The sequence below is a fragment of the Archangium primigenium genome (genome assembly GCF_016904885.1).
GTDB classification, from domain to species: domain Bacteria; phylum Myxococcota; class Myxococcia; order Myxococcales; family Myxococcaceae; genus Cystobacter; species Cystobacter primigenius.
Map to the genome: position 1 here is coordinate 7,055,448 of NZ_JADWYI010000001.1, position 19,504 is coordinate 7,074,951.

The 19,504-nt window shown below is 71.3% G+C and carries 16 protein-coding genes; 3 read left to right on the forward strand and 13 right to left on the reverse strand.

The genetic code is table 11. The annotated features are described in order from the left end of the window. Positions 1 to 5: 5 nt before the first annotated feature. The 4 genes from I3V78_RS28855 to I3V78_RS28870 form a co-directional block, all read right to left on the reverse strand. Positions 6 to 2,531 (reverse strand): HD family phosphohydrolase, encoded by a 2,526-nt coding sequence (locus I3V78_RS28855; protein ID WP_204492224.1) that lies wholly within the window; start codon positions 2,529 to 2,531, stop codon positions 6 to 8. Between the two features lie 99 nt (positions 2,532 to 2,630). Beyond that, positions 2,631 to 3,704 carry a PhoH family protein gene (locus tag I3V78_RS28860; RefSeq protein WP_204492226.1) on the reverse strand — a complete coding sequence of 358 codons (1,074 nt, stop codon included), beginning with the start codon at positions 3,702 to 3,704 and terminating at the stop codon, positions 2,631 to 2,633. A 96-nt stretch (positions 3,705 to 3,800) separates the two neighbouring features. Next, the gene (locus I3V78_RS28865) at positions 3,801 to 4,994 is read right to left on the reverse strand and encodes a DUF4388 domain-containing protein (RefSeq protein ID WP_204492228.1); all 1,194 of its coding nucleotides are present in this window, start codon (positions 4,992 to 4,994) and stop codon (positions 3,801 to 3,803) included. A gap of 12 nt (positions 4,995 to 5,006) precedes the next feature. After that, positions 5,007 to 7,178, reverse strand: coding sequence for a tetratricopeptide repeat protein (locus I3V78_RS28870; protein WP_204492230.1), 2,172 nt, complete (start codon positions 7,176 to 7,178; stop codon positions 5,007 to 5,009). Positions 7,179 to 7,283: 105 nt separating this feature from the next. On the opposite strand from I3V78_RS28870, the gene mazG reads away from it, so the two are divergent. Both mazG and rpsT read left to right on the forward strand, forming a co-directional pair. Continuing rightward, complete coding sequence (gene mazG, locus I3V78_RS28875; protein ID WP_204492232.1) at positions 7,284 to 8,462, forward strand: nucleoside triphosphate pyrophosphohydrolase; 1,179 nt, start codon at positions 7,284 to 7,286, stop codon at positions 8,460 to 8,462. Positions 8,463 to 8,563: 101 nt separating this feature from the next. Beyond that, a complete protein-coding gene (rpsT, locus tag I3V78_RS28880) occupies positions 8,564 to 8,842 on the forward strand; it encodes a 30S ribosomal protein S20 (RefSeq protein ID WP_204492234.1) in 279 nt (92 codons plus the stop codon). Between the two features lie 12 nt (positions 8,843 to 8,854). On the opposite strand, the gene lptE is transcribed toward rpsT, so the two are convergent. The 3 genes from lptE to I3V78_RS28895 all read right to left on the reverse strand — a co-directional run bounded on the left by lptE (position 8,855) and on the right by I3V78_RS28895 (position 12,422). After that, the gene (lptE, locus tag I3V78_RS28885; protein ID WP_204492236.1) at positions 8,855 to 9,412 is read right to left on the reverse strand and encodes an LPS assembly lipoprotein LptE; all 558 of its coding nucleotides are present in this window, start codon (positions 9,410 to 9,412) and stop codon (positions 8,855 to 8,857) included. Between the two features lie 84 nt (positions 9,413 to 9,496). Further along, positions 9,497 to 11,995, reverse strand: a complete 2,499-nt coding sequence (gene leuS / locus I3V78_RS28890; protein ID WP_204492238.1) for a leucine--tRNA ligase — start codon at positions 11,993 to 11,995, stop codon at positions 9,497 to 9,499. Between the two features lie 43 nt (positions 11,996 to 12,038). Then, positions 12,039 to 12,422 (reverse strand): response regulator, encoded by a 384-nt coding sequence (locus I3V78_RS28895; protein ID WP_204492240.1) that lies wholly within the window; start codon positions 12,420 to 12,422, stop codon positions 12,039 to 12,041. A 139-nt stretch (positions 12,423 to 12,561) separates the two neighbouring features. Here I3V78_RS28895 and I3V78_RS28900 point away from each other — a divergent pair, with 139 nt between their 5' ends. Further along, positions 12,562 to 13,407, forward strand: a complete 846-nt coding sequence (locus I3V78_RS28900; protein WP_204492243.1) for an Fpg/Nei family DNA glycosylase — start codon at positions 12,562 to 12,564, stop codon at positions 13,405 to 13,407. 256 nt (positions 13,408 to 13,663) lie between these two features. Here the strand turns inward: I3V78_RS28900 and I3V78_RS28905 are convergent, their stop codons facing one another. Genes I3V78_RS28905 through I3V78_RS28930 form a run of 6 tightly spaced genes read right to left on the reverse strand, consistent with a single transcriptional unit; the run spans position 13,664 to position 19,485 of the window. Beyond that, positions 13,664 to 14,470: a hypothetical protein gene (locus I3V78_RS28905; protein ID WP_204492245.1), complete on the reverse strand. Its 807-nt coding sequence runs from the start codon at positions 14,468 to 14,470 to the stop codon at positions 13,664 to 13,666. Between the two features lies 1 nt (position 14,471). Next, entirely contained in the window at positions 14,472 to 15,512 is a 1,041-nt protein-coding gene (gene cheB / locus I3V78_RS28910) for a chemotaxis-specific protein-glutamate methyltransferase CheB (protein WP_204492247.1), read from the reverse strand. Further along, positions 15,500 to 16,366, reverse strand: coding sequence for a CheR family methyltransferase (locus tag I3V78_RS28915; RefSeq protein ID WP_420840434.1), 867 nt, complete (start codon positions 16,364 to 16,366; stop codon positions 15,500 to 15,502). Before I3V78_RS28915 ends, cheB begins: the two co-directional genes overlap by 13 nt. A 22-nt stretch (positions 16,367 to 16,388) precedes the next feature. Next, positions 16,389 to 18,365 carry a HEAT repeat domain-containing protein gene (locus I3V78_RS28920; protein WP_204492250.1) on the reverse strand — a complete coding sequence of 659 codons (1,977 nt, stop codon included), beginning with the start codon at positions 18,363 to 18,365 and terminating at the stop codon, positions 16,389 to 16,391. Continuing rightward, entirely contained in the window at positions 18,362 to 18,925 is a 564-nt protein-coding gene (locus I3V78_RS28925; RefSeq protein ID WP_204492252.1) for a chemotaxis protein CheW, read from the reverse strand. The genes I3V78_RS28920 and I3V78_RS28925 overlap by 4 nt, the downstream gene beginning before the upstream one ends. Further along, on the reverse strand, positions 18,922 to 19,485 hold the full coding sequence (locus I3V78_RS28930) for a chemotaxis protein CheW (protein WP_204492254.1): 564 nt from the start codon (positions 19,483 to 19,485) through the stop codon (positions 18,922 to 18,924). Before I3V78_RS28930 ends, I3V78_RS28925 begins: the two co-directional genes overlap by 4 nt. Between the last annotated feature and the right edge of the window lie 19 nt (positions 19,486 to 19,504).

Genomic DNA, 19,504 nt, shown 5'->3' on the forward strand with positions numbered 1-19,504 from the left:
CGCCCTCAGGTGCCCGTGCCCACGGGACGCTGCTTGCCGTCTGATTTCGTGTTCGTCGTGCTCGGGGCCGGGGCCGGCGCCACCATCAACGCGCCCTTGGGCCCCGCCTGCAGCGCCCCCGCCGGGTAGGCGGGGCGCGCATGATAGATGCCCTCGAGCGTGTGCAGGAAGGACTGCGCGATGAGGTTCAGGTCCCGCAGCGTCAGGTCACACTCGTCCAGCTGGCCCTCGGAGAAGATGAGGTTGATCATCTTCTGCACCTGGGCCTGCAGGCGGGGCGTGGTGGGCTCGGGCAGCGAGCGCGTGGAGGCCTCGACGGCATCGGCGATCATCACCAGCGCCGCCTCGCGGAACTGCGGCTTGGGGCCCGGGTAGCGGAAGATGCTCTCGTCGACGGGCGGCGCGCCTTCCTTGCCTTCCTGCTCCTTGACGGCCTTGTGGTAGAAATAGCCCACCAACCGCGTGCCGTGGTGCTGCGGAATGGCGTCCGCCACCAGCTTGGGCAGGCGGTACTGCCGCGCCATCTCCAGGCCCTCGGTGACATGGCGCTTGATGATGATGGCGCTCATGGCCGGCACGAGCGTGTCGTGGCGGTTCTCGCCCTTCTGGTTCTCGCTGAAGTAGAGCGGATTCCGGCCCTTGCCGATGTCGTGGTAGTACGCGCACGAGCGCGCCAGCAGCGGATTGGCGCCGATGGCCTCGGCCGCGTTCTCCACGAGCGTGCCGATGATGATGGAGTGGTGGTAGGTGCCCGGCGCCTGGACGATGAGTTCCTTGAGCGCGGGGTGGTTGAGGTTGGCCAGCTCCAGCAGCTTGAGGTCCGAGGCGTAGCCGAACACGGACTCGATGAGCGGCGTGAGGGCCAGCACCAGCACCGGCACCGCCAGCGTCGTGCCCGCGAAGGCGCAGAACGCCGTGACGAGCGTGTCCACGGTGAGCCCCTTGCCCTCGGCCAGGAAGAGGCAGAGCACGGCCACCAGGTTGGCCAGGCCCGTGACGAGCCCCGCCCGGAAGATGCCCACGCGATCCTTGGCGCGGGTGATGCGGTCGGCGGCCACCAGCGCGCCCACCAGCGCGTAGATGCCGAAGGACAGGGAGTTGCCCAGCATCACGCCGGACAGGCACGCCAGCACGATGGCGAAGAAGAGCGCCAGCGCCTCGGAGAGCACGAAGCGCACGAGCATGGCGCCGGCCGCCACCGGGAACGCGTAGTAGAAGGCCTCCAGCGGCAGTGCCGTGTAGCGGTCCTGCACGGCGTCCGCGATGGACACCCACACCTGGGCCATGCCGAGCATGCCCACCAGCAGCACCCCCAGCAGCAGCGCGTCCTTGCGCGTGGGGCGGAAGCGCCGGAAGGCCGCCCGGCAGAAGACGTAGGTGGCGGAGATGAGCAGCGCGACCAGCCCCGTGCCGCCCACCTGCAGCTGCACCAGATCCAGCCGGTCCGTCTGCGCGCGCATGCCCCGCACGGCCACCAGGTGCGTCTCGTTGACGAGCTCGCCGTCGCCGATGACGCGCTGGCCCTTCTTGATGGAGATGACCGCGTCCTTGACCGCGGCGGCGGCCCGCTCCCGGCGCGTGTTGGTCTCCGCCTTGTTGATGGTCAGGTTGGGCCGCACCAGCCGCTTGGCCAGCCGGAGCACCGCGCGCCGCTGGACCACGGGGGCGTCCGGCAGGAGGTTGCCGGGCACCGAGGCGAAGCGCTCGAGCTCGGTGTACGCCTCGCGCATGTCCACCACCGTGGGCGCCGTGCCCGGCAGGGTCTGCTCGCCGTTGTGCCGCAGGTCGCGCACGGTGATGCCCTGGGCCCCCTCGCGCGCCAGCTCCTCGCGCGAGTTGGCGATGTACACGGGCAGGGGCTCGGAGAAGCCATAGGCGCGCTCCACCAGCGCGAGCGTGGCCGCCTCCAGGGTCTCGGAGAACCGGCCGTTCTCCAGCGCCTGGAAGTCCTCGAGGTCGATCGGCGCGTCCCGGCGACCGAAGAGCAACGCCTGGAAGGCGCCGCGCATGGCCTCGGACTCCTGGCGCTGCCGCTCGCGATCCTCCGGCGTCGGCGTGGGCTTGCGCACCGGCGGGGCCTTGCGCGACTCGGGGGGCGGCTCGACGGCCGCGGCCTCCTCGGCGCGCGCCTTCTCCTCCAGGCGCAGGCGCATGGCGGAGAAGGCCCCGTTGACCGCCGTGCGCAGCTCGGCCACCACCCCCGGGCTCAGGTCGAACACCGGGCGGACCGCGGCGCGCGCGTCCAGGCGCCGCTTCTCCGTCATCGCCTCATGGAGGATGTCGTAGTCGCGCCCGGCCTTGAAGCCCGTGGGGGAGCTGGTGCGAAAGGGCTTGCCGAGGTTCTCCTCGGTGAGCGCGGGGATCTGCTGGCTGTAGAGCCCCGGGGAGATGACGAAACCGGCCGCCACCGACACGCCCAGCAGCAGCAACACGCCCGCCAGCCGCCGACCCCAGTGGGGGCCGAGCCGGAAGCGCCGTGACAGCGCGTCCAACGGACTGGGTCCGGGGGGCGACGATTCCGGTTCGGCCATGGGATCTGGAACCTACGGGAGGCGGGGCAAGGACTTCAAGCACAGCGGGAGGCGGTGGATCATTCCCACCGCCCCCGCTCCGCCATCGACCAGGCGGCCTCAATCCGCGATCGGGCTCTCCTCGGACGCCTCGGGGGGCGCGGAGGCCTCGGCCGCCTTGAGCGCCTTGGCCGCCTGCTGGGCGGCGTCGAAGCGATCGTAGGCCCGGATGACTTCCTGCACGAGCGGGTGGCGGACCACGTCCACGTCCGAGAACTCGGAGATGGTGATGCCCTCGATGTTGCGCAGGATGGAGCGCGCGTGGTGCAGGCCGCTCGTCTTGCCGCTGGGCAGGTCCACCTGGGTCACGTCGCCGGTGATCACCGCCTTGCTGTTGTAGCCCAGGCGCGTGAGGAACATCTTCATCTGCTCGACGGTGGTGTTCTGCGCCTCGTCGAGGATGACGAAGGAGTCATTGAGGGTGCGGCCGCGCATGAACGCGAGCGGGGCCACCTCCACCACGCCCTGCTCGATGAATTGGTTGGCGCGCTCGACGGGCATCATGTCGTGGAGCGCGTCGTAGAGCGGGCGCAGGTACGGGTTGACCTTCTCGGCCAGGTCTCCGGGCAGGAAGCCGAGCTTCTCGCCCGCCTCCACCGCCGGACGCGCCAGCACGATGCGCTTGACCTTGCGGTCCTGCAGGAAGGACACCGCCATGGCCATGGCCAGGTACGTCTTGCCCGTGCCCGCCGGCCCGATGCCGAAGACGATGTCGTTGGCGCGGATGGCGTCCACGTAGCGCTTCTGCGCGATGCTCTTGGGCGCGATCTGCTTGTTGGTGGAGCTCTTGAGCACGGGGCCGAGCATCACGTCCTGCAGGGACTCGACTCCGCCCCGGCCCAGGACCTTGATGGCCTGCTCCACGTCCTCGCGGTAGACCGGTCGGCCGGCCCGGATGATACCCTCGAGGTTCTCCACCAGTTTCACGGTGAAGGCCACGGCATCCGCCGGTCCAGACAGGTGCAGTTCCGTCCCCCGCTGTCCCACACGGACACCGAGGCGGCGCTCCATGAGCTTGAGGTTTTCGTTCTGGTTGCCACACAGCGCCAGGGTCGTCGCGTTGTCACGGACGTCCACCTTGGCGGAGGTGGGGCTGACGGCGGCTTGTGCCTCTACTGTGGCGGGGTTTCGCAATGCGTCCCATCCCTCGGTGCGGGTGTCGCTGAATTCGACCTCACCTCTACGTAACGTCCTCCCGCTCCAGATGTCGCGCGGCGGCGAGCAGCCCGCCTAGCGCAAGGGGGGCAGGAGGATGAACTGCCGGTCCGATGTCCGACGGTAATAATAATCATCCCGCCATGGGTAGCGCAGGTCCTCGTGGTGCAAGAGACCCACTTCCACCAGGGAATCCAGTCGTTCAGGCAGGTTGCCCTTTTCAAGGCGGAACACCTCGAGCGCGGCCTGGATGCGCGCCTGTTGGGCGCGAGACACCAGGCGCTGGGCGGCCGGATCCGCGTACGAGGAGGCCGAGGTGCCCTGGAGGTCCCAGGTGCCCGGGCGCATGCGCGAGGCGAAGAAGCCCAGGGCCGCGATCACCGCGAAGGTCACGGCGGCCCGCGCCACCATGCCGCCCACCCGCAGGACCAGGCCCGCGCCACCGCCCGACGAGGCCGACAGGGACAGGCCCGAGGGAGGGATGGCCCGGATGTATTCCAGGTTGAGCAGGTTCACGAGCGCCTTCCAGGTCTCGAACTCCCCCAGGCAGCTCAGGTCGACCAGCTTGGTCACGTCCCGCCCCGGCCCGAGCAGGCTGAACACCCGGCGCTCGGAGCTGCCGATGGACTGGAACTCGCCCTTGTTCTCGTCCTTCTTCTCCTCGGAGAAGGCGTCATCGAAGGCGGCGTCGAAGTCGTCCTCCTTCGGCTGGGCCTTGGGCGGCGGCAGCTCCTTGATCTTCTCGAAGGTGGTGGCCTCGTTGGTGAGCTTCTTTCGCAGGTGGGGCCACTCGTCCACCATCCGGAAGCCTTCCATGAGGACGCTCTCGGCGCGCAGGGGCGTGAGGTCGTCCGCGTCCACCTGGACGCTCTCCTCCTGCTTGAACTCGTAGTTGCCCGCCTTCCAGGCGAAGAGCCCATAGAGGCTCTCCGTCACCTGCAGGCGCATCATCTGCCGCAGCTTCTCCTGCGTGATGATGTTCATGGAGATGAGCACGTCCCCCAGCCGCTTGAGGGTGCGCTTCTGGATCTCCAGCGCGCTGTCGAGCTGCTGCTGGGTGATGAGCTCGGCGCTCACCAGCATGTTGCCGAGCAGCTGTTTCTTCTGCCGCGTGATGCTCTCGGCCCGGACGATGTTGCCGTCCCGGATGAAGACCTGGACGTCGTGGTCCTTGCTCTTGAGGTAGAGCACGCCCGTCTTCTGCTGCTGCCCGATGAGCTGCAGGATGTCCGCGATGCCGAAGTCCTTGAGGGTTCCCGTCAGGGCCATCGTCGTGCCTGCCTACTCGTTCTGGCGGCGATAGAGGCCGCGCAGGGTCAGGAGGTGAAGGGGGATGAGGAAGAGCAGCACGGGGGCCAGCTTGAACAGGAGCGGTACCTCGCCGTAGGGCGCGCGGAAGACACCGGAGCGCAACAGCACCCCCGCCACCGCGAGCAGGAACAAGAAGGCGTAGAGCGCGCCACGCAGCGCGAACCCGTGGAAGACATGGCCCGCGCCGGACACCAGCGCGCCGAGCACATACGACAGCCGGCTGCCCCAGCGGCGGTTGCGCTCGATCTCGATGTGCTTGCGCGCCCGGACCCGCGCCTCCACCACCACCCGGCGCGAGAAGACGTTGACGCACTGGGCGCACGTCTTGCTGGCCACGCCCAGCTCCTTGTCGCAGCGCCGGCACACCGGACGCCCGCACTTCTCGCACTCGCGCGAGGTCTTCATGGTCTGGGCCGCGAAGCCCAGCCCGAAGGCCCCCAGGGTGCCCAAGAGCGCCAGGCCCCAGGCGACGAAGCCCGTGCGGCCCAGGAGCCGACGCGACAGTTGCTCCTCCACGCGCTGGGCCACGACCGGCTCCTCGATGGAGGGCAGATCCGCCCGCGGCAGCGGCGGCGAGAGCAGCAGGCGGTTCATCAGCAGGCGATCGTCGGGCGGACGGTTCCAGTCGCGCAGCAGCACCGGGTCCAACCGGGCCGCGGTCGCCAGCGCCTCGCTCGCCCGCTGGTTCTGCGCGCTGATCTCCGAGTCCGGCGCCACCGCGGCCCGGCGGCGGTAGACCTCGGCCAGGTTGAAGGGCGGCGCGACCAGGGACGGATCGGCCGACATGGCCTCGATGTAGAGCCGCGCCGCGGAGTCCTCGTCCCCGCTGGCCAGCAGGGCGTTGCCCAGGTTGGTCATCAGCGCGGCATGGCTGGGACGGCTGTTGGCCGCCGCCTTGTAGTGCACCAGCGCCTCCGGCAGCTGTCCGCGCCGCGCCTCGAAGCGCCCGAGCGCGAAGAGCTCGGCGAACCCGGCCTGCTTCTTCTCGTGGCGCTCGCGCACGCGCTCGGCCACGGGCTCCGCGTCGAAGCCCCCGCGCTCCAGCACGTAGATGTCCTCGGCCACCGTGCCCGCGAAGGCGGCGGACTGCGCGAGCCGACCCGCGGCCAGGGGCACCAGCGCCGTCAGCGCGATGAGCACCGCGGCCACCGCCCGCTCCGTGCGCGTCAGATAGAAGGCCACCGAGGCCAGGGCGATGAGCAGCACGGGCACCAGACCCCAGCGCATCGCCAGGGGCGTGCCCAACAGCAGCAGGGCCGCGAGCGCCGTGGACTGCCAGCGCGCCGTCACCCGGGGAAAGAGGTGGTGGAAGTCGTGCAGCAGGTAGCGCACCCGGCGCAGGAAGAGCACGCCCACCACGACCACCGTGGTGGCCATCAGCGCCACCAGGACCGCCGTGCCCAGGTCCGCCAGGGCCGGACGCCGGTAGCGCGGGTCGCGCAGCAGCGCCGTCGCCGCGGCCTTGAGCTCCCGCGTGTAGGCTCCCACGCCCGTGGGGTCGTGCTCGGCGTAGGCCTGGGCGAGCGCCAGACGCACATAGGGCAGGTTGGGCGAGATGATCGCCGCCTCCTCCACGAGCCGCAGCGCGCCCGCTTCGTCATGCCCCTTGCGCCGACCCTCGGCCGCGCGGATGAGCGCCATGCTGAAGGCGTCGATGTCCATGGCGCCCACTTCCTGCTTGAGCGCCACCAGCTCCGCCTGGGCCTTGGTCGCCCCGTCCTTGTCCATCGACTCCACGGCGGTACGCCAGCGCGTCCAGGCCGCGGCCAGGTCCGCGTCGGTGACGCGCGGCGAGAGGATGGGCGCGGGCGGCGGCCGGACCACGGGCGGCGGCGCGGCGGGCACCACCGCCGGCTCGGGCACGGGCTCGCCCTTGGCGTTCTTGCCGCCCTTGGCCTCGGCCGGGGACACGTCACCCTTGGCGCCCTTGGCACCCTTGGCGTTCTTGCCCTTGGCCGTGGCGGAGTCGTCCTGCTCCTCGTCCCCGGAGTCGTCGGACTCCGGATCGTCGGGCATGGCCATCTCCTCCGGGTCCAGCATGGAGGGATCGTGGAAGTGCTGCGCATGGGCCTGGCGCGCGGGCAGTCCCGACAGCAGGCAGAGCAACAGCGGAAGGCAGCGCAAGAAGGGGGGGCGCGACATTCGAGGTCCCGAGCATAGGCGACGGGTCCGTCTCACGGAAGTTGTCGTCCCCCACTCCGGAGGTTCCCGTGTTAACAGCAACCTGCTCGCCCGGAGAGGGGACATATGGGTTCAGCAGGACCGCAATTGGACAGGCTCGCGGAAATCATGGCCCGCCTGCGCGCCCAGGATGGCTGTCCGTGGGACCGGGAGCAGGACCTGCGCTCCATCCGCCCTTATCTCACCGAGGAGGCCTTCGAGGTCCTGGAGGAGATGGACCGGGTGGCCGAGGGCGGCCCCTGGGCGCCCCTGTGCGAGGAGCTGGGGGATCTGCTCTTCCAGATCGTCTTCCACGCCCGGCTCGCCGAGGAACTGGGGGAGTTCACCCTGGCGGACGTATGTGCGTCCATCAGCGACAAACTCACCCACCGCCACCCCCACGTGTTCGGGGAGAAGCGCGAGGACGGCACCCCCCAGCCGCTGGCCAACTGGGCGAAGCTCAAGGCCGCCGAGCGCAAGAAGAAGACGGGCCGGGAGGGCTCGGTGCTCGACGGGGTGCCCGCGGGCGCGCCGGCGCTCTTGCGCGCCGAGCGGCTGGTGGAGAAGGCGAGCCGGCTCGGCTTCGACTGGCCGGATCTGGCGCACGTGCGCGCCAAGCTCACCGAGGAGTTGGGAGAGCTCGACGAGGCCATCGCCTCGGGGGACCGCGACGCCCTGGAGCACGAGCTGGGCGATGTCCTCCTGGCCCTGGCCAACGTCGCGCGCTTCCTGAAGACCCCGGCCGAGGACGCGCTGCGCATGGCCCTGCGCCGCTTCACCACCCGCTTCCAGCACCTCGAGTCGGCCCTGCGCGCCGAGGGCGTCGCGCTCGGCGAGGGCAGCCTGGAGCAGATGATGCGGCACTGGGGGGAGGCCAAGGCGGTGGAGAAGGCCCTCCCCCCGCCCACCCGGGTGCCCCGCGCCCCCCTCGTCGCCCTGCGACTGCCCGTGGAAGCGCTCGCCCCCCAGCGGGCCTTCTGGGATCAGGTGGCGCCCCTGCTCGGTTGGAGCGCCGGGCGGGCGTCGGCACGGGAGGCCGTCTATGGGGACGGGCTGTACCGGATCACCTTCGTGCCCGGGTCCGCCGCCCCCTCCCCCACCCGGCTGACCTTCGAGGCCCCCTCGGGAGCGGCCGTGCGCCGCCTACGGACCCTGCTAGAGGCCGCCTCCCCGGGATGTGTGCGAGAAGGCGACCTTGGCGCGGAGACGATCATGTTTCGTGATCCCGCCGGGCTGGAGTGGGAGTATGCCGTTCCCGAACCCTGAGGAAGGGCTTCCCCGCTTCCGGATCACGCAAGTCTTGACGCTCCGGTAGGGGACGAAGTAGGTACGCCCCCTCTTTCCACAGAAGTACGCTGGAGATCACCTTGGCCAACACCAAGTCTGCAGAGAAGCGTAACCGCCAGGCGCAGAAGCGCCGCGCCCGCAACATCAACGTGCGCACCACGGTGAAGGACGCCGTGAAGACCCTGCGCGACACCCTCACCACCGACACGGCCAAGGCGCCGGAGGCCTTCAAGGCCGCCGCCAGCCGCCTGAACAAGGCCGCCAGCAAGGGCGTGGTCCACAAGCGCGCCGCTTCCCGCCGCATCTCGCGCCTGGCCAAGGCCGTCAACCGCGCCAAGGCCGCCGCCACCGCGAAGTAGTCCTCGCGGGCTTCACCAGTCGCTGGCCAACCGGTCATATCCCTCGCGCATCAACGTCTCGGCGAGACGGTGGAGCGCGGCCTGACGGTTGGCCTCGGCTTCCAGGATGTCGCCGGACACGCTCGCCGTGCCCGGCAGGAAGTCCTCGTTGCCGGTGACCACCGTCTCCGACAGCACCCCGCCGTCCTTGCGCAGGCGCAGCACCACCGTCGCCGAAGCGCGGTAGCTGGCGAGCCGAGGCTCCGCCACCCGCGTGTTTCCGTCGTACACGGGATCCGTGACGATGGTCGGCGCGCTGCCCACCCCCGCCACCACCCCCTCGATCGTCGCGTCGCACGCGCCCTCGGCGCCCAGCACGCCCGCGCGCACCAGCTCCAGGCGGAGCACGCGGGTGAAGAGCGCCTCCAGGCCCGGCTCGGGCGTGTCGTTGCGGAAGATCGGCGCACACACCGAGCGCACGCCCTCGGGCAGCCCCGCGCTCCGAGGGGTGAAGCGGTAGCCGCAGCCCATGCCCGAGAGCACCCCCAGGCACCCCACCCACAACCACCTCACCACGCGCGCGCGGAACATGCCGAGCACACTAGCGGCGGGGTCCTCCGGGTCAAGCCCGAGCAGGAGGGCGCCCGGCGCGGGCACGCCCTCCGCTCACGCGGCTCAGCCGACGACGAAGTTCACCAGGCGCTTGGGCACGAAGACGAACTTGCGCAGCGTCTTGCCCGCCAGCGCGGCCTTCACCCGCTCGTCCGCCTCGGCCGCGGCGCGCACGTCCGCCTCGCCCGCGTCCGCCGCCACGCGCACCTCGGCGCGCAGCTTGCCGTTGACCTGCACCGCGTAGGGGATGACGTCATCCACCACCAGCGCCGGATCGAACTCCAGCCAGCCCTGGTTGACGACGAAGTCCTTGGCGCCGTAGGCCTCGGCGATCTCGTCCGCCAGGTGGGGGGTGAAGGGCGTGAGCACCACGGTGAGCACCTTCACGGCCTCGGCCATGGCGGCCTTCTCCGCGACCGACTCCGGCGTGCCCAGCGCGTAGAGCGCGTTCACGTACTCCATGCACCCGGCGATGGCGGTGTTGAAGGACAGCCGGTCGATGGCCTCCCCCACCCGCTTGAGGCACTTGTGCGCCGCGCGGCGGATCTCCAGCGCCTTGCCCTCGAAGGCGCCCTCGTGCGTCGTGCCCGCCGTGCCCTGGTGCTGCTGGGCGAGCACCCACACCCGCTTGAGGAAGCGGAAGGCGCCCTCCACCTGGTCATCCGACCAGTCGAAGTCGCGCTCGGGCGGGCCGGCGAACATCACGTAGGCGCGCGCCGTGTCCGCGCCGTACTTCTGCACGATGGACGAGGGGGCCACCACGTTGCCCCAGCGCTTGGACATCTTGCGCCCGTCGGGCCCGTTGACGATGCCCTGGGTGACCAGGCGCGTGACGGGCTCGTCCACCGGGGACAGGCCCAGGAGCTTCATCACCCGCGTCCAGAAGCGGAAGTAGAGCAGGTGCATCACCGCGTGCTCGGGGCCGCCCACGTACACGTCCACCGGCAGCCAGCGCTGGGCCTCCTTCGGATCGAAGGGCGCCTCGGCGTAGTGCGGCGAGAGGTAGCGCGCGAAGTACCAGCAGGAGTCGACGAAGGTGTCCATCGTCTCCGTCTCGCGGCGCGCGGGGCCGTTGCACGTGGGACACGTGGCGTTGACGAACCCGGGCACCTTGGCCAGCGGGGGCTCGCCCTTGCCCGTGAGCACCGCCTGGGTGTCGATCTCCGGCAGGCGCACCGGCAGCTGCTCGATCGGCACGGCCTGGCCCTTGCGCTCGGGGTCGCACGCCTCGCAGTAGACGATGGGGATGGGGGTGCCCCAGTAGCGCTGGCGGCTGAAGCCCCAGTCCTTCTGGCGGTACGTCACCTTGGGCTCGCCCTTGCCCTGGGCCTGGAGGAAGGCGCCCATCTTCTTGCGCGCCTCGGCGGAGGTGAGGCCCGAGTACTCGCCCGAGTCCGCCAGCACGCCGTCCTCGGTGGCCGCGGACTCCAGCGCGTCGCCCGCGGGAAGTTTGTCACCCTGGGCGGGCTGCACCACCCCGCGCACGGGCAGCGCGTACTTGCGCGCGAACTCGAAGTCGCGCGCGTCGTGCGCCGGCACGCTCATCACCGCGCCCGTGCCGTAGTCGGACAGCACGAAGTTGGCGATCCAGATGGGCACCGGCTGGCCCGTGAAGGGGTTGAGCGCGTGGGCGCCCGTGAACACGCCTTCCTTGGTGGCGCCCTCGTCCGTGCGCTCCGTCTTGGAGGTGGCCGCCATCTTCTTCACGAAGGCGTCCACCTCGGCGCGCTGCGCGGGCGTGGTGATGCGCGAGACGAGCTTGTGGTCCGGCGCGAGCACCACGTAGGTGCAGCCGAAGATGGTGTCCACGCGCGTGGTGAACACGCGCAGGCGCTCGTCCGAGCCCTGCACGGTGAAGTCGGCCTCCACGCCCTCGGAGCGGCCGATCCAGTTGCGCTGCATGGAGGTGATGCGCTCGGGCCACTCCTTGAGCTGGTCCAGGCCGTCGAGCAGGTCCTGCGAGTAGCGGGTGATCCGGAATGCCCACTCGGGCATTTCCTTGTCGAGCACCGGCGAATCACAGCGCTCGCACACGCCGTCCTTCACCTGCTCGTTGGCGATGACCGTGAGACAGCCCGTGCACCAGTTCACCTTGCTGAAGCGGCGATAGACGAGCCCCCGCTGGAGCATCTGGATGAAGAACCACTGGTTCCAGCGGTAGTACTCGGGCTCGCTGGTGTTCACCTCGCGCGACCAGTCGTAGCTGTAGCCCAGCGAGTGGATCTCCTTCTTGAAGGAGTCGATGTTCTCGCGGGTGCGCACCGCTGGGTGCACGCCGTCCTTGATGGCCGCGTTCTCCGCCGGCAGGCCGAAGGCGTCCCAGCCCATGGGGTGCAGCACGTCAAAGCCGCGCATCTTGAAGAAGCGCGCGTAGACGTCCCCGATGAGGTAGTTGCGCACGTGCCCCATGTGCATCTTCCCGCTGGGGTACGGCAGCATCTCGAGGATGTACTTCTTGGGGGCTCCGGGGCGCGTGCCGGCGCGGAACACGCCCGCCTCGCTCCACCGCTGCTGCCACTTCGACTCGATTGCCTGCGGCTCGTAACGCTCGTTCATGGCCATGACGGCCCGCGTCTTACGTGGGGGACGGGCCCCCGGCAACCCCCTAATCCAGCCGCAGCAGGCCCTTCACCGTGTCCTGTACCACCTTGGACTGTACCGGCTTGACCAGGTAGGCGCTCGCCCCCAGGGCCATGGCCCGCGCCCGATCCTCGGTGGCCGACTCGGTGGTGATGACCACGATGGGCACCGTGCGGTACGCGTCCTGCTGGCGGATGTGGTGGATGAGCTTGAGCCCGTCCATGAGCGGCATGTTGATGTCGGTCAGGATGAGATCGTAGCGGCCCAGGGTCAGCTTCTTGAGGCCCTCGGCCCCGTCGTGGGCCTCGTCCGTGTGGAGCCACGTGCCCAAGCGCTGCAGCGCGTACATGAGGCTGCGCCGCATGGCCTGCGAGTCATCCACCACCAGGGCCCGGATCTCCTGCGTCATGACGCGGGAGGATACCACCGCCGGGCGCCGAAGCAGGCAGGGGACTGAGCGCCTTCGCTCCTCCCGAGGGTCCACGCCGGAGGGCGCGGGGCTCCCGCGTCGACGCGACAGGTCGCCCGCCGGACGTTACCTGCCAGGGATGCCCGAGGGAAACATCATCCACCGCCTCGCCCGCGTCCACCGCCGCTGGCTCGTCGGCCGTCGCTTCACCGCGGACTCCCCCCAGGGGCGCTTCGCCGCCGAGGCCCCCCACCTCTCGGGGCGGGTGCTCGAGGACGTGCGGGCCCATGGCAAGCACCTCTTCCACCACTTCGAGGGCGGGGTCCGGCTCCACGTGCACCTGGGCCTGTTCGGCACCATCCGCCACTTCCGCGCCCAGGCCACCCCCCCGTCCCCGGCCTGTCGGCTGAGGCTCGCCTCCCCCCACGCGACGCTCCAGCTGTCCGGCCCCCAGACCTGTGAGCTGCTCACCCCGGACGCCGAGGCCGCGCTCCGGGCCCGCCTGGGCGAGGACCCCCTCCACGCCGACGCGTCCCGCGAGCGGGCCTTCGCGGCCCTGCGTCAGGTCCGCGCGCCGATCGCCACCGCCCTGCTCGACCAGTCCCGCATCTCGGGGGTGGGCAACATCCTGCGCGCCGAGGCCCTCTTCCTCGCGCGCCTGTCGCCCCACCTGCCCGCGAGCGACTTGCGCGCCCCCGACTTCGAGCGCTTGTGGACGGCCCTGCGCCAGTTGCTCGAGGACGCCGCCCGGGATGGCCGCATCGTCCCACCCCATGCGCCCCCCACCGCCCTCACCCTCCCCGGCCGGCGCCGGGAGGACCGCTTCTGCGTCTACGACCGCGAGGACCTCCCCTGCCCTCACTGCGCCACCCCCGTCGCCCGGGTGCCGCTCGCCGGGCGGAGCCTGTTCTTCTGCCCCCGCTGCCAGGCGCCTCGCCGACGCGCCGCCCGCGCCCGTCCAGCCCCGGGGAGGGCCCGCCCGTAAGTCTTACCGGATGGGAAATCCCTCCCGCGCCCAACGCTCCGCCAACCCCCTGGAATCATGGGAGTTTCGCCCTCCGCCGACCCTGGCACGCGGACTGCTATGTCCCTCCTCGGGTAGCACGGGGCGGGACGGGCGGGTCGGGGCAGGACGGGCGGGTCGGGGGAAGTCTTTCGAGGGGGCAGTTCGGGGGAAGTGACGGGGAAGAGTTCGTCGGGGAGGAGCCGCTCGGGGGATCGGCTCCTCCCCGATTCTTTTTCTAGCGCCTGGCGAGCAGGACCGAGGCGGCGGACACCGGCGGCGGCTCGATGGCGGTGTTGCGTCGGCGCTGCTCGGGGGCATCCAGGAAGGTGCCGAGCAGCACCCAGCGCCGCGCGTCGGCCTCCGCGCCGGGCCGGGCCATGAGCGGCGTGGTGTAGTGCCAGAAGGGCAGCCGGTACACGGTGATGCCGCCCAGCGTGTTGACGCTGCTCATCTGCGAGAAGTGGCCCTGCTTGGAGTAGATGAGCCACTGGTGCGCCACGGCGCGCGTGGCGAACGTGAGGTGCATGTCCACGTAGCCGTTGGCGGCCTCTTCGTCCTCGGGGTGGTGATCGTTGTGGGGCCCGGCGTAGTCCCCCGGGCCGTAACACAGCGCCTGAATCCCCCACTTGCGCCGCAGGGGCCGGCCGCTCACCGCCGCCGCGAAGGCCGCGAAGCTCTCCGAGCGCATCATCTCCACGAGCCCCACCCGCTCGGCCGCGGCCCACGAGCGCGAGCGCCGGCTCTCCAGCATCGCCGTGCGCACGCGCACCGTCTTGGGCAGCAGCTCCTCGTAGTTCTCCGTCATCCCGAAGATGCTCTCCGGGGGGATGGGCTCCTCCATGGCCGTGAGGGTGCCCTCCAGGGAGGACTCCAGCGCGGCGAGGCACGCGGCGGCCTTGCGCGCGTCCACCACGCCGCCGAGCGCCACGAAGCGGTGGCCCGGCTTGAGCAGGATGCCGCACGCCTCGCGGTCGCGGCCCTCGAGGATGCGCCGCCCCTTGGGGGTGAGCAGGTCCGCGAAATCGGAAGGAAAGCTCTTCATGTCACCGCCTCTTGCGCGCCAGTTCCACCAGCGCGGGGCCAATCTCGCCCAGGGGCAGCACGCGGCTCACCGCGCCCGTGGCCACCGCTTCCTGGGGCATTCCGTAGACGACCGCCGTGCGCTCCGACTCCGCCCACACCTCGCCGCCCGCTTTGTGGATGCTCCGGGTGCCCTGGGCTCCGTCCGAGCCCATGCCCGTCAGTACCACACCGAGGGCCCGCGCACCGAACACCTCGGCGAGGCTCTGGAAGAGCCGGTCCACCGAGGGCGCGTGCTTGTCCTGGAGCGTGGGCGGCGGGGTGCCCAGCGTGTAGCGCCCGCCCTGCCGGTACACCACGAGCTGCCGGCCTCCCGGCGCGATGAAGACATGGCCGGGCTGCAGCAAGTCGCCATCCTGGGCCTCGCGCACGGTGAAGGGGCCGAGGCGATCCAAGCGCTCGGCGAACGCCCGGGTGAACTGCTTGGGCATGTGCTGGCACACCAACAGGCTCACCGTGGGCTCGACGGCGATCGCCTCCAGCAGCCGCTGCACGGCGGGCGGCCCGCCGGTGGAGGCGCCCACGCCCACCACGAACGAGGGATCCATGACGAGCCCCCGGGGACGGCGCGGGAGCACGTGGCGCTCGGGACGCAGCTGACGCGCGGCGCGCACCTTGTCCTGCAGCTCCCGGCGCAGCTTCTCCAGGGCCTCGGGCGTGGGCCGGGCGGGCTTGGCGATGAAGTCCGCGGCGCCCAGCTCCAGCGCCTTGAAGACGTCCGCCTGGTGCGCGTAGCTGGAGATGACGATGACGGGCGTGGGCGCGGAGTTCTTGAGCAGGCGCAGGAAGGAGTAGCCCCCCAGCCGCGGCATCTCCAGGTCCAGGGTCACCACGTCCGGGTGCAGGGCCATCACCTGGCGCAGGCCCTCGTTGCCGTCCGCCGCGGTGCTCACGACCTTGAGATCCGGCGCGGACTCGATGAGCTCCGTCAGCAGCTTGCGGTTGGACTCCGAGTCGTCCACCACCAGGACCTTCACGGGAGGCAGGACGCTCACGGGTTCCATCCCCCCAGCTCCGGACGGCGGTAGACGAGGTCGCCGCGCAGGTGCACCAGCTCGAAGTCGGCGCTCAGGTTGATGAGGTTCTCCGAGTGCCCGAGCATGAGGTAGCCCCCCGGCACCAGCCGGTCATAGAGGAGCTTGAGCACGCGCTGGCGGGCGGGCGTGTCGAAGTAGATGAGCACGTTGCGGCAGAAGACGGCGTCCACGCGCGGCGAGGACGTGCCGTGCTCGGTGTCCTGCAGGTTGTGGTGGCCGAACGTCACCCAGGCGCGGATGTCCTCGCGCACCCGCACCCGGTTGGGGCCAATCTGGGTGAAGTACCGGGCGAGCTGCTCGGCGGACGTGGCGCGCAGCGCGCTCGGCCCGTACTCGCCCTGGCGCGCCGCCGCCAGCACGCGGCGGGAGATGTCCGAGCCGTGCACCTCGACGTCCCACCCCTCGAAGCGGCCGCTCTCCTTGAGGAGCATGGCGAGCGTGTAGGCCTCCTCGCCGGAGGAGCAGCCCGCGGACCACAGCCGCAGCCGACGCAGGCGCGCGTTGCGCCGCTCGAGCACGGGGAGGACTTCCTGGGAGAAGGCCTTGAGCTGGCGCGGCTCGCGAAAGAAGTACGTCTCGTGCGTGGTGAGGGCCTCGATGGCCGTGTCCAGCTCGGCGCGGCGCTGCGCATCGAAGCGCAGGTAGCGGTAGTAGGAGGCGAAGTCATTGAGGCCCAGGGCCTCCAGACGCGGCCAGAGCCGCCGCTGCATGACGTACTTCATGTCGTCGCGGACCAGGATGCCGCAGTAGGCGTACACGAAGTCCCGCAGCAGGCGGAACTCCTCCGCGTTCATCTCCGGCCGGCCTGAATCGAAAGGCATCAACCCCGCGTCCCTCCCCGCCTCAGCGTCCCGTCAGCCGTTCCACCGCGTCCACCAGGGCCCGGCGCGCCAGCGTGTCCGTTTCCACGGACAGCGCCGAGAGCATCGCCGGCAGGCAGTCCGTGCCGCCGGCATCCGCCAGGACCCGGGCCGCCGCGGCGCGCACGTCCCAGCGCCCGTGGCCGAGCAGCTTGAGCGCCAGGGCCTCACCACCGCCATGGTCCGCGTCCGCCTGGAGCGCCGCCTTCACCACCTCGTGATCCTCATGCTCCACCGCGCGGGCGAGCACCTCGTCGCGCAGCACGCCCAGCCGGGCCAGCGAGCGCACCGCGCGAAAGGCGATGGCCCCGTCCGGGTGGCGCACCAGGGCCTCCAGGTCGCCCGCCCGATCCACGGCCCCGCACTCGCCCACGGCCTCCAGGGCGGAGAGCTGCACGTCCAGGGATCTGTCGGCGAGGGCCCGGGCGAGCAGCTCCGACATGGAGGCGTCCCCCACCTGGCCGAGCACCCGCACCGCCGCGGCGCGCACCGGCGAGGCCTCGTCCACCAGCGCGGCCCGCGCCAGCTCCAGTCCGCCGGAGGGGTCCACCGCGGCCACCACCTCCACGGCGGTGGCGCGCAGGGGCACCGCCGCCTGCCGCGCGATGCGGCGCACCAGGGGCAGCTTGGCGGTGCCGCCCACCCGCACCAGGGCGCTGAGCACCGCGGGATCCGCGTCCTGCTCCAGGGCGGACTCCAGCACCTGGAGCACCGGCGCGCGGTGGCTCGACGCCAGGGACACCAGGGCGCGGGCCGCCAGGGGCGCCATGTCGGGATCCGCCAGCAGTCCGGCGAGCGGCTCCACGGCCTCGCGCGCGCCCGTGCGTCCGAGCGCCCGCACCGCCACGCCCTTCACGTCCAGCTCGCTCCAATCGAGCATCTGCACGAGCTCGGGGACGAAGGAGGCGTCCACCATCTCCACGAGCACCTGCCCCGCGGCCTCGCGCGCCGCGAAGGACAACCGGCCCATGCTCGCCAGGAGCTCGCGCCCCGTCTCCGGACCGAAGCACGCGAGCGTGCGCATCACCTCGGGCATCAGGCGCTCTTCCTGGGCCACCTCGGCCACCAGGGGCGCGAGCCTCGGGGCACGCAGGGCCGCGGCCACCACGAGCCCGCCGGCGCGCAGCTCCAGGTCCTCCGACTCCAGGGCGTTGGCCACCCAGCCGGACGCCTCGGGCAGTTGCTGGAGCACCTGGGCCACGGCCTGATCCATGCCCGGTCGCAGCGCGGGCGCCGTGAGGGCGGCCTGCTGACCCAGGGCCACGAGCGCCGCCTCACGGGTGGAGCGCACCTCCGAGCACAGGCCGCGGCACACGAGCTCCGTGGCCTCCAGGCGGGGAATGAGCCCCAGCACGCGGTAGGCGCTGCGCTTGAGCAGGGGGTTGTTGAGCAGGGGCAGCACGTCGGCCAGGGGCGGGGGCTGCCGCAGCGCCGCGAGCGACTCCAGGGCGCTCAGCCGCAAGAGGGGCTCGCTGTCGTTGAGCGTGCGCTCCAGGGCCCGCACCCCGCCGCGCCCGCCCAGCCGACCGAGCGCCTCGGCCGCGGCCACCCGCACGTTGAGGTCCGCGTCCTCCAACAGGGCGAAGACGAGGGCGTCCTCGGCCTCGGGCCGGGCGAGCTGACCGAGGATGTCCGCGGCGAACTTGCGCTGGTCCGGATCCGCGTGCCCGAGCAGCTTCACCAGGGGATTGACGGACGCGGCGCCCAGGCTCACCAGGGCCTCGGCCGAGGCGTTGCGGGCGCCCGTCTCGTCGCGCTCGCCGAGCACGGCGATGAGCCGCTCCACCGAGACCGTGCGTCCCGGCAGCCGGGCGAAGCCCCCCGCCGCGGCGCGCCGGACCCGCCAGCTCTCGTCGTGCAGTCCCTCCACGAGGCGCTCGCGCGCATCGGGCCGGAAGACGTCCAACGCCAGCAGCGCCCGATAGCGCAGCTCCTCGGCGTTCCGCCCTTCCTCGCTCATCCGTTCCCCCTCCGACTGGAGTCGCGCAGCAGCTCCGCCAGCAGCAGCGCCTTCACGTCCAACAACAGCTTGAGCCGCTCGCCGCCCGGCACCGGCGCCTCACGCGACTCCGGCTCACCATACACGCCCACCACGAAGGGCCCCGCGCCCACGGCCCCGAGCGCCGGCGCGGGCTTGATCTCCCCGCGCCGCAGCCGCACCACCTCGGAGACCCGGTCCACGGTGAAGGCCACGCGCCGACGGCCCACCCAGCACACCAGGAGCCGCGTCTTGGGCGTGTCCACGGGCGCCGCCACGCCGAGCAGCCGCTTGCGCAGGTCCACCACGGGAAGGATGGCGCCGCGCAGCCGGATGACGCCCTCCAGGAAGGCCGGCGCGCCCCGCACGGGGGTCAGCCGCTGGGGCTGGAGGATCTCCTCCACGCGCATGATGTCCACGGCGTACTCCTCGGCGCCCACGAAGAAGGCACACAGCTGCACCGGGGGATCGCGCTGGGCTTCGGCCTGCTCGTCCGCGCGAGAAGGCGTCAATCGGCTGAGGGTGAGCGCGCGTTGTCTCATGAGAGGGCCTGCCAGATGTCGAGCAGGATGAAGAGCTCCTGTTTGCGCCGACCGAGCCCCACGACGCAATCGCGTTCTCCGCCCCCCACGCCCGGCGGCGCCAGCTCCAGCATGGAGGGCCGCAGCCGCACCACCTCGGACACGGCGTCCACCCAGATGCCCGCGAGCCCGTCCGCCGTCTGCACGACGATGATGCGCGCCCCCCGGGGAGGCGGGGGGGCCTCGGGGCCGGCCACCAGGGCGGACGTGTCGGCCAGGCGCAGCTTCACCTTGATGTCGTAGACGGGCAGCACCTCGCCGCGCAGGTACATGACCCCCAGCAGGTTGGCGGCCGCCCGGGGCACCTCGGTGAGCGGGGGCACCTTCACGATCTCCCGCACGCCGTGGATGGGCACCGCGTAGATCTCCCCCTCCAGCCGGAAGGCCAGGTATTCCTCGGGGACCTCCTCCGCGGCGGTCTCGATGAACTCATCGGTGCCGGCCACCACTTCCTCGATGGGACCGACGTCCTCGTCCGGGCGGTAGAAGAAGTTGTCGAGCAGCGATGACAGGGAAGGCACGTCCCGGAAGATAGCAGGC

Bases quoted from the DNA above. Each gene is read 5' to 3' on its own strand.
- I3V78_RS28900 (WP_204492243.1), top strand. From the start codon at position 12,562: ATGCCCGAGGGAAACATCATCCACCGCCTCGCCCGCGTCCACCGCCGC.
- I3V78_RS28870 (WP_204492230.1), bottom strand. From the start codon at position 7,178: ATGTCGCGCCCCCCCTTCTTGCGCTGCCTTCCGCTGTTGCTCTGCCTG.
- I3V78_RS28920 (WP_204492250.1), bottom strand. From the start codon at position 18,365: ATGAGCGAGGAAGGGCGGAACGCCGAGGAGCTGCGCTATCGGGCGCTG.
- I3V78_RS28855 (WP_204492224.1), bottom strand. From the start codon at position 2,531: ATGGCCGAACCGGAATCGTCGCCCCCCGGACCCAGTCCGTTGGACGCG.
- I3V78_RS28895 (WP_204492240.1), bottom strand. From the start codon at position 12,422: ATGACGCAGGAGATCCGGGCCCTGGTGGTGGATGACTCGCAGGCCATG.
- I3V78_RS28915 (WP_420840434.1), bottom strand. From the start codon at position 16,366: ATGCCTTTCGATTCAGGCCGGCCGGAGATGAACGCGGAGGAGTTCCGC.
- mazG (WP_204492232.1), top strand. From the start codon at position 7,284: ATGGGTTCAGCAGGACCGCAATTGGACAGGCTCGCGGAAATCATGGCC.
- I3V78_RS28905 (WP_204492245.1), bottom strand. From the start codon at position 14,470: ATGAAGAGCTTTCCTTCCGATTTCGCGGACCTGCTCACCCCCAAGGGG.
- lptE (WP_204492236.1), bottom strand. From the start codon at position 9,412: ATGTTCCGCGCGCGCGTGGTGAGGTGGTTGTGGGTGGGGTGCCTGGGG.
- leuS (WP_204492238.1), bottom strand. From the start codon at position 11,995: ATGGCCATGAACGAGCGTTACGAGCCGCAGGCAATCGAGTCGAAGTGG.
- I3V78_RS28865 (WP_204492228.1), bottom strand. From the start codon at position 4,994: ATGGCCCTGACGGGAACCCTCAAGGACTTCGGCATCGCGGACATCCTG.
- cheB (WP_204492247.1), bottom strand. From the start codon at position 15,512: ATGGAACCCGTGAGCGTCCTGCCTCCCGTGAAGGTCCTGGTGGTGGAC.
- I3V78_RS28925 (WP_204492252.1), bottom strand. From the start codon at position 18,925: ATGAGACAACGCGCGCTCACCCTCAGCCGATTGACGCCTTCTCGCGCG.